Source organism: Tateyamaria sp. (assembly GCF_039945315.1).
GTDB lineage: Bacteria > Pseudomonadota > Alphaproteobacteria > Rhodobacterales > Rhodobacteraceae > Tateyamaria.
In genome coordinates this window covers 114987-123797 of the sequence record NZ_JBDUXB010000018.1, presented here as the reverse complement: position 1 = coordinate 123797, position 8811 = coordinate 114987, and the positions used below count along the sequence as shown (strand labels likewise).

Genomic DNA, 8811 nt, shown 5'->3' with positions numbered 1-8811 from the left:
TCTGCCGTTCCGACGACGAGAGCGGGCGATGCTGCGTTTCAGGCGTATGCGAAGTTTGCAGAAGTTCGCCGCCGTCCACGCTTCAGTCTACCATCACTTTAATCAGGAACGCAGCCTTTCAAAGAGACCGAATTTCAAGCTTAACCGCGCCACCGCTCTGGCTGAGCAGCGTGGTCTTGGCGCGAGTTAATGGACAGTGTCACTGTCCTTGTAGAGACCAGTTCGAATTAGTCTGCCAGCACCGCCATTTGTACGAAGTGCAGAGAACGGCTGGAGAGAGCCCAAAGCGGAAACGATACAGGCCCCAACGTCGCCGAGGCCTGCATTCCACTTTAGGACTTTTTTCAGTGGCAGGCAGGGCGGGTGCCGGGCAGCAGAACCTTGTCGATCACATGGATCACACCATTGTCGGCCTCGATATTTGCGATAATCACGTTGGCGATTTCGCCAGTACCATCGGCGATCGACACGCCAGATGAGTTTTTAGTGATGCACAAGCGCTCCGAATCCAAAACTGGCTTGAAGTAGTTCGAACCGTTCGGGATCATCTCGGCGGTCAGTTTGCGGTCATCGACATGGTAGAGAAGGACATTGGTCAGCTGACCTTTGTTCTCTGGCTTAAGGAGCGTTTCCACAGTACCCTCAGGCAGCGCAGCAAAAGCGTCGTTCACGGGCGCATATACAGTGAATGGACCGGGGCCCTGCAGTGTCTCAACCAGACCAGCAGCGCTGACTGCGGCCACAAGGGTCGAGAAACGCTCGTCGCCCGATGCGATTTCAACGATGTCAGCAGCGCTCGCGGCGGAACTCAGTGTCATGGCGGCTGCCGCGACTGCGGCGAATTTGCGGATAGTTGTCATTTCAAAGCCTTACATATGTATTTTTCACGCTCATTTGCGTGTGCAAGAGTTACGCATCCATGGCCGAACTCAGATTTACCCTTCACGCCATCGTGAGAAATCGACCTTCGAAGCACTGATTTGCACCAATAATCTGCTTTTTCTGAAACGTTCTGTGGAAATGTTACAGACGTCACCAAAAAACGGGCGATAGCCAGTGGCAGCGTACCGACATGTATTGTTTTACACATTGATACGTTTTGCACCGAACATCATCGAAGCCGCCGCGCTGCGTTGCGTCCTCGACCCACGCGCATCCGTTCCAGCATCGCCAGACCCCTTCGATGTGCTCAAAGCGGAATTCGTCTTTGAAGGTCTCGGCGAAATAAACGCCTGCTGTTTGTTGGTGGGGTTGGAACGTCTTGTCGAGGTCATCCAGTGTGTCGTCTTTGTTCTTCTTGCCGTCAGTGATGTTGACGATTGTTCCTGACTTCTTGGTCATGGTCCGTGGTCCTGTTCCCTGCGGGGAGACCTTGCTGCCATGCTCTTGACCCGTTACACTTTGCTACGTTGATGTTCGCTTTTTCTAAAGTGATGGACGGGGGAGTTGGCTTGGTCGCGGCTCCCCTTTCTGTTTGAAAGGTTTTCCTTTCCCTCGACCACCTGAGACTGGGAATGTCGCCTCGAACGGACTTTAACCGTGCTGCGCGGATGCTCTGTAGTTGGTCTTTCACATCCCAGCGTTCTTGTTTTTCAGTCTGCCACCTCTGATGTGATTTGGCGAGGCAGTTCTGGGGTTGCGTTGATGCGCAGGCCCATCTTGTGCCCCTCTCTCATGGCGCGTTCGTGTTCTTCGATACTGCTGATGCGGAGTTGGCGAACGTGGGCCGCAACGGCGCTGGCGATGTGGGGGGCGGTGATGGCTGAATGTCCCACCAGAATGTCCCGAATGTCTGGCCCACGCATGAACGTCTGGCCCATGGCCTCGGCCAGCGTCAGTGCGCCTTGGGTGCTGTCTCTGTTGCCCCAGACCTCGCTGGCAATGTCGCCCTCTTCGACGCGGAACGTAAGCTGGGCTGGGGCGGTGCCTGTGCTGTCCATGTCGTGCGCCAGCGGTGCGCCTTGGGTAGCGTAGTGGTGGATGAAGTCGACGGGGCGGCGGTGTTGGCAGTGTCCGTGGAAGCAGTGGAACCCGCGCGGGACTGCGGCGAGGTAATCGGTGCCCGTGATTGCTCCGCCGCTGTGCGTGTGCGCCCAAGGGCAGCGGATGGGGAGCCAGCCCGCCGTCGTGGGTTGTGCGCCTGTCAGGACGTGGCCGTTGGCGTAAAGCCACGCCGTCATGGGGTCGTCGCTGGCTTGCAGTCTTCTGACCGTGCCTGCGACCGTCAGTTTTTGGGGCTTGGCCAGTTTCAGGTTGAAGCCTTTGGGTCCAAACAGCTTGGCGGGGTCTGTGGGAAACAGGCGGCGCATGTCGGCAAATGTGACGCGGGCGGGGGTGCCTCGGCCCTTGGGGTCTGAACCGGGCAGACGCCCGAGTCGGATTGTGGCTGTCTTGTTGTTTTAGCCACCGGGGTCTGCGTGCCCTGCGTCAATGAGTGTCTGCATCATCTGGGCCACGGCGTTCAGTTCGCGGGCGGGCTCGGCGAACAGGTACAGCCATTGCTCGGAGCCCGCCTTGGTTTCGATCTTGATTGTGGGTTCCAGCTTGGGTGGGGCGGCTTTCTCATGCACGTCATCCAGCAGCAGCGTTTGGACGCCTGTGCATCGCTCAAAGCGGCGGCGGAATTTGTCGCGGGCGACTTCTGGTGTGTTCCACTGGAACAGGCCGACCGAGAAGTGCGTGTGTTTCGCCTCTGCCTTCACGTCGGGCCAAGGGGTTGCGGGCTGCGTTCCCTTGAAGGGGTAGGACAGGGCGGGGCGCTCAAGGGCGGTGTAAGTCGGGAAGACCGCGCGCAGGAACGTGTCGGGGCACGTGGGGTGCGCAAGGGGGTCAGGCGACGCAGTGTTTTCCATCGGTCACGCCGCCGCCCCGTCGTGTTTTGTAAATTTGTCGATGCTGGCGACGGTGATGCGCGTGGACGCGCCTAATTTGACCGTGTCGATTTTGCCGTCGTTAATCAGCTTGTAAACGGTGCCGCGACTGCACCCCAAAGCGGAGCAGGCTTCTTTAATTGTGACGATGCGCTTTTGCATGTGTGCCCAAATCTCGGGCGCGGCCAGAAAGGAACGCAGCAGGACCGTTGCCGCGCCCGTGTGGCGCTCCTTGGCTGCGATGTGCCTTTCTGAATGGCCACCGGTGTTCACTGGTGGCTGAAGGTGTGTTTAAAGTGCCGCAGTCGGTCACGCAAGCGGACAAGCGACCAAAAAATCACCGGTAACATGCCTCAAACTGCTACCAAGCCAAAAAGAAAGCCCGTAAGTGTCGGATAATCAAAAGCATTTCTTCCCCGTCACCGTCTATTACGAAGACACCGACATGGCTGGGGTGGTCTACTACGCAAATTACCTGCGCTACATCGAACGTGCCCGCTCTGAGATCGTGGAGCAGATGGGGCTGGACCAGAATGCGATGCGCGCCAAGGATATCGTGTTTGTCGTGACCCGAGTGGAGGCAGACTATCTGTCCTCAGCGCGCATGGGTGACCGGTTAGAGGTCGTCACAACGCACCGTGCCGCAAGCCCTGTGCGCTGGACCTTTGATCAGGAAGTGCAGCGAGATGGCACGCCGATCTTTCGCGCTCATGTCGTTGCCGTGAGCATGACGACGGGCGGAAAACCTGTCCGGCTTCCCGCGGAAATCCGCGCAACTCTCAAGAAATAAGGCGCAAATGACGTCGAAGTGATAGCTTTCCCCTTTCTGCTGGGTTACATTTGCCCGCAATAAGGTCGAAAAAAACCGACCGCATAAAAAAGAGCAGGCAGATGGAAGCAGAAACCTTGGCCCTGGCACAGGAGATTGATTTCTCACTGTGGGGCTTATTCGCACGTGCCACGATTGTCGTGAAGCTGGTGATGATCATGTTGATCGTCGCCTCTTTCTGGGCGTGGGGCATCATCATTCAAAAATTGATCCTGTATCGCAGTGCGCGGGCAGAGGCGGCGCGTTTTGACCGTGCGTTCTGGTCGGGTGAGCCGCTGGACGGGTTGTTTGACCAGATCGGTCCGGACCCGAACGGTGCTGCGGAAAAGGTGTTTGCCAGCGGAATGACCGAATGGCAGCGCTCGCACCGGGATGATGGTGGGCTAATTGCCGGGGCGACCTCGCGGATTGACCGCTCAATGGATGTGGCTATCGCCAAGGAATCCGAGAGCCTTCAGTCGGGCCTTACCGTGCTGGCTACGGTCGGATCATCGGCACCATTCATTGGCCTGTTTGGCACCGTGGTTGGCATCATGAACGCCTTTATCGAGATTGCAGAGCAGCAAAATACCAACCTCGCAGTCGTCGCCCCCGGTATCGCCGAGGCGCTTTTGGCCACTGGTCTTGGCCTGCTGGCCGCGATCCCGGCTGTGATCTTTTACAACAAGCTGAGCGCCGATAGTGATCGGATAGTTGCGGGTTACGAGGCTTTCGCCGACGAGTTCGCAACTATTCTCAGCCGCCAGTTGGACAGCTAGGCCATGGGTGCTGGCACCATACAGAAGGACGGCGGATCGGGGCGGAGGCGGCGCGGCAAACGCACACGCCCGATGTCAGAAATCAACGTGACCCCTTTTGTGGATGTCATGTTGGTGTTGCTCATTATCTTCATGGTGGCGGCACCGCTGCTGACCGTGGGTGTTCCTGTCGAGCTGCCAAAAACAGCCGCCGGGGCTTTGCCCGCAGATCAGGAAGAACCGCTGACTGTGACGGTGACCGCCACTGGTGCGGTCCAGATCCAAACAACTCCTGTCGAGCGCGAGGCGCTTGTTCTGCGTCTGCGCGGGATTGCCGCTGAGCGTGACAGCGACCGAGTGTTCCTGCGCGCGGACGGGGCGGTGCCCTACGCACAGGTGATGGAAGTCATGGGCGCGCTCAATGCGGGCGGGTTTTCCAACATCGGCCTTGTGACGGATATCGGAGGGCCGGCGCTGGACGGCGAGGGGCAATAACCAGTGAACACCGGACAGGTCATATCCGGGATTGGCCATGTGGGCCTGATCGGGTGGGTGTTGTTTGGCGGCACCTTTCAATCCGAACCCTTGCCCTTTGAAGTGACTGAGGTGTCTGTGATCTCGACGGACGCTTTCGAGGCTCTTCTGGCCTCAGGCCCAGAGCCTGACAGCGCAACAGAGGTGGCGCTGCCCGTGCAGCCGGATGTCGAACCCGACCCAGTCGAAACGCCTGCGCCGGACGAGGAAGTGGTGACAGAAACGCCAGAACCGACCTTACCGCCACAGCCGGAAACCGTTCCCGAACCACCTGCGCCTGATCCCGAACCCGAGATTGCAGATGTCTCGCCCGAACAGCCTCAACCACAGGAACAGGCTGCCCTTGTGCCCGAGGTCGCACCCCGGCCCATCCCGCGCCCATCCGAGCGCATCGCGCCCGAGGCTGTAGCCCCACCGCCCGACGATGTAGCCCCCGATGAGGTCGAACAAGAGGCCGTCACCGAAGACGAAGGCGCCGATACGCCAGCCGAAGAGCAAGAGGCGACAGCCCCCGAGCAAGCCGCAACCGAGATAGTGACTGAGGCCGAGGAACCATCGGGCGCGCCAACGACCTCGATCCGTCCGCCTTCTATACGTCCGAGTGCCCCTGTACGCAGCGCTGAACCTACGCCCGAAACATCTGCACCCGTTGAGACCGAAGACGCGGTCAACGACGCTCTGCGCGAAGCTTTGGGCGGTGGAGAGGAGCAAATACCGACGGGGCCGCCGCTCACCTCTGGCGAGAAGGACTCGCTGCGCGTCGCCGTTTCAAGCTGTTGGAACGTAGGTTCTCTTTCGACCGAGGCACTGGGGACCACTGTGGTGGTAACGGTGGATATGACACCTGACGGCAAGCCGGTGAACAGTTCGATCCGCCTTGCGTCCAGCTCAGGCGGGTCTGCCGGTGCGGCCAAGCAGGCGTTCGAAGCTGCGCGGCGCGCGATTATCCGCTGCACCCGCGACGGTTATGGATTGCCGGCCGAAAAATACGGCCAATGGAAAGAAATCGAGATGACGTTTAATCCCGAAAGGATGCGTATCAAATGATGTATCGTGTACTCTGTGCGCTGGTCGGCGTGTGCCTGACCGCCCTTGTCCCGGCCCTTGCAATCGCCCAAAGCGGCCCCTTGCGGATCGAAATCACCGAAGGGGTAATCGAACCCTTGCCCGTCGCCGTACCGGACCTCGTGGCCGAAACCGCAGGCAGTGCCGAGATTGGTGCGCAGCTTGCCCGCGTGATCGCGGCCGACTTGACCGGGACCGGGCTGTTTCGCGAATTGCCCAGCAGCGCCTTCATCAGTCAGGTCACAGATTTCGGTGCACCGGTTCAATATGCCGACTGGAAGGCGATCAATGCGCAGGCGCTTGTGACGGGCGCGGTGAGCGTTCAAGGCAATCAGATCAACGTAAAATTCCGCCTCTACGATGTGTTCTCCGGCGCAGAACTAGGCTCCGGGTTGCAATTCGCGGGCACGACGGATGGCTGGCGGCGCATCGCGCACAAGGTGGCGGACGTCGTTTACTCCCGCATCACCGGCGAGACTGGTTATTTTGACAGCCGTGTCGTCTACGTCAGCGAAACTGGTCCCAAAGATAACCGTCGCAAGCGCCTTGCAGTCATGGATTACGACGGGGCCAACGTGCAGTACCTTACCGGCAGCGACGATATCGTTCTGGCCCCACGTTTTTCCAAGGCCGGAGACCGGGTGCTTTATACCAGTTATGAAACCGGCTTTCCCCAGATCTACGTGCTGGATGTTGGATCGGTGCAGCGACGGGTGCTGGAAAACCAGCAAGGCACGATGAGCTTTGCACCCCGCTTTGCGCCAGACGGGCAGACGGTCGTCTATTCGATCAGTGAGGGCAGCAATACTGACATTCATTCCATGAACATTAACTCCGGCACAACGCGGCGGCTGACCAACACGCCTGCCATCGAAACCGCGCCCAGCTTTAGCCCCGATGGCGCGCGCATTGTGTTTGAAAGCGACCGATCCGGCTCGCAGCAACTTTATGTGATGCCCGCAAGCGGCGGAGAAGCTACGCGCATCTCCTTTGGTGAGGGTCGATATGGCACGCCCGTCTGGTCGCCGCGCGGCGACTTGATTGCCTTCACCAAACAGTCCAAGGGCCGCTTCCACATAGGAGTGATGCGTGTCGATGGCAGCGAAGAACGCCTTTTGACCGCCTCCTTCCTTGATGAGGGGCCAACATGGTCCCCAAATGGCCGCGTGATCATGTTCGCCCGCGAAACCCAAGGTGCGGGTGGCCGCTCGACCCTTTACTCCGTCGACATCACGGGCCGAAATCTTAGGCCCGTCCGCACTCCTGAAGGCGGCTCTGACCCGTCTTGGGGGCCATTGCAGCCGTAATTGACCAACCCAGACCGGTGCATTTTCATGTGCGCCGGTTCGTGATAAGACTGAACATAATGACCAAGAAATTTGGCGAAATAACCCAAGAGAGGCCCGAGCCAATGAAACTGAAATCTTCCTTGCTGATGCTGTGTGCCGCACTGAGCGTAGCCGCTTGTACAGACCCCAACCGCTTTGGCGGTGGTGATGATGCCGTTGGCAATGGTGCAAACGGCGCCATCGCGGGCAGTGCGTCTGACCCATCGTCACCAGCCTATTTCCAGCAGGCGATTGGCGATCGGGTCTTGTTTGCCGTTGACCAGTCCACGCTGACGCCAGAAGGACGCGCAATCCTTGATGGACAGGCTGTCTGGTTGTTGCAAAACGCCGACTTCACTGCAGTGATTGAAGGGCATGCAGACGAACAGGGCACACGTGAATACAACCTCGCCCTTGGTGCACGCCGTGCCGATGCAGCCCGTGCGTATCTGGTGACCCAAGGGGTTCAGGACAGCCGTTTGCAAGTCGTAAGCTATGGCAAAGAGCGCCCAATCGAGATTTGCAGTGATGAGACTTGCTATGCCAAGAACCGCCGTGCGGTGACAGTATTGGCTGGTGGGCTGAGCAGCTAAGAGCAGATGCAATGACGAAAGTGGGGTGCGTGGTGATGCGTTGGATTTCATGTCTGGTTTTGGCCGTGGGGATGTCTTTTCCGCTCGGTGCAATGGCACAGGATGATGCCACGCTCGCCGACATCCGTCAGGAACTCACGGTGTTGTATGTTGAGGTGCAGCGCCTCAAGCGCGAGCTTTCAACGACGGGTGGAGCGGGGTCCAATGTCGGCACAGGCGACACTTTTGACCGCATCGCCGCCATAGAGAGCGAATTGCAGCGGCTGACCGGCAAAAGCGAAGAACTGGAGTTTCGCATTGGCCGCGTGATCGAGGATGGCACCAACCGGATTGGTGATCTGGAGTTTCGTCTGTGCGAGTTGGAAAGCGGCTGCGACATCGGCAGCCTTGGTGATACCCCGACATTGGGTGGCGACACCGGCACACCCGTGACGGGCCCGGCGCCGACGCCACAACCCGAAACCCAGTTGGCAGCGAACGAACAGGCGGATTTCGAGCGGGCGCAAGAGGCCCTTGCAGCGAGTGATTTTCGTTCCGCCGCGGACCAGTTTGCGACCTTTAATGAGACCTACCCCGGCGGCCCCCTTGCAATAGAAGCCACGCTGAGGCGTGGCGAAGCGCTTGAAGGGTTAGGGGACGTGCGCGAGGGCGCTCGCGCTTATCTTGCTGCCTTTACGATGGACCAACAGGGGCCCATGGCGGCGGAGTCACTGTATCGGCTTGGCAACGCACTGGGCCGCTTGGGTCAATCTGCTGAGGCATGCGTGACCCTGAGCGAGGTGGGTGTACGTTTTCCCGGAGCAGCGGCAGTCGCAGACGCTGAGGCAGCCATGCGCAACCTGAGCTGTTCTTAAA

General features: G+C 59.1%; 12 protein-coding genes and 1 pseudogene. 8 read left to right on the top strand and 5 right to left on the bottom strand.

The window, feature by feature from the left end; all coding sequences use genetic code 11:
• Window positions 1–190: pseudogene (locus ABJD00_RS05065) on the top strand (IS6 family transposase); the annotation flags it as partial.
• 154 nt (window positions 191–344) lie between these two features.
• Here the strand turns inward: ABJD00_RS05065 and ABJD00_RS05060 are convergent.
• The 5 genes from ABJD00_RS05060 to ABJD00_RS05040 form a co-directional block, all read right to left on the bottom strand.
• A complete protein-coding gene (locus tag ABJD00_RS05060) occupies window positions 345–860 on the bottom strand; it encodes a fasciclin domain-containing protein (protein WP_413830018.1) in 516 nt (171 codons plus the stop codon).
• A gap of 172 nt (window positions 861–1032) precedes the next feature.
• On the bottom strand, window positions 1033–1341 hold the full coding sequence (locus ABJD00_RS05055) for a hypothetical protein (RefSeq protein ID WP_413830016.1): 309 nt from the start codon (window positions 1339–1341) through the stop codon (window positions 1033–1035).
• Window positions 1342–1592: 251 nt separating this feature from the next.
• Complete coding sequence (locus ABJD00_RS05050; protein ID WP_413830014.1) at window positions 1593–2309, bottom strand: hypothetical protein; 717 nt, start codon at window positions 2307–2309, stop codon at window positions 1593–1595.
• Window positions 2310–2399: 90 nt separating this feature from the next.
• On the bottom strand, window positions 2400–2852 hold the full coding sequence (locus ABJD00_RS05045) for a hypothetical protein (RefSeq protein ID WP_413830012.1): 453 nt from the start codon (window positions 2850–2852) through the stop codon (window positions 2400–2402).
• A 3-nt stretch (window positions 2853–2855) separates the two neighbouring features.
• Entirely contained in the window at window positions 2856–3143 is a 288-nt protein-coding gene (locus ABJD00_RS05040) for a helix-turn-helix domain-containing protein (protein ID WP_413830010.1), read from the bottom strand.
• Window positions 3144–3258: 115 nt separating this feature from the next.
• Between ABJD00_RS05040 and ABJD00_RS05035 the strand changes: the two genes are divergently transcribed.
• From ABJD00_RS05035 to ybgF, 7 genes are all read left to right on the top strand, one after another.
• Window positions 3259–3660, top strand: coding sequence for a YbgC/FadM family acyl-CoA thioesterase (locus ABJD00_RS05035; RefSeq protein ID WP_413830008.1), 402 nt, complete (start codon window positions 3259–3261; stop codon window positions 3658–3660).
• Window positions 3661–3761: 101 nt separating this feature from the next.
• Window positions 3762–4457 carry a protein TolQ gene (tolQ, locus tag ABJD00_RS05030; protein WP_413830006.1) on the top strand — a complete coding sequence of 232 codons (696 nt, stop codon included), beginning with the start codon at window positions 3762–3764 and terminating at the stop codon, window positions 4455–4457.
• A gap of 3 nt (window positions 4458–4460) precedes the next feature.
• Window positions 4461–4931, top strand: coding sequence for a protein TolR (gene tolR, locus ABJD00_RS05025; RefSeq protein WP_413830004.1), 471 nt, complete (start codon window positions 4461–4463; stop codon window positions 4929–4931).
• A 3-nt stretch (window positions 4932–4934) separates the two neighbouring features.
• Window positions 4935–6017, top strand: a complete 1083-nt coding sequence (locus ABJD00_RS05020; protein WP_413830002.1) for an energy transducer TonB — start codon at window positions 4935–4937, stop codon at window positions 6015–6017.
• Window positions 6017–7342, top strand: a complete 1326-nt coding sequence (tolB, locus tag ABJD00_RS05015; protein ID WP_413830028.1) for a Tol-Pal system beta propeller repeat protein TolB — start codon at window positions 6017–6019, stop codon at window positions 7340–7342. Before ABJD00_RS05020 ends, tolB begins: the two co-directional genes overlap by 1 nt.
• A 104-nt stretch (window positions 7343–7446) precedes the next feature.
• On the top strand, window positions 7447–7956 hold the full coding sequence (gene pal / locus ABJD00_RS05010) for a peptidoglycan-associated lipoprotein Pal (RefSeq protein ID WP_413830026.1): 510 nt from the start codon (window positions 7447–7449) through the stop codon (window positions 7954–7956).
• Window positions 7957–7991: 35 nt separating this feature from the next.
• Window positions 7992–8810, top strand: coding sequence for a tol-pal system protein YbgF (ybgF, locus tag ABJD00_RS05005; RefSeq protein ID WP_413830000.1), 819 nt, complete (start codon window positions 7992–7994; stop codon window positions 8808–8810).
• The last annotated feature ends 1 nt before the right edge of the window (window position 8811 follow it).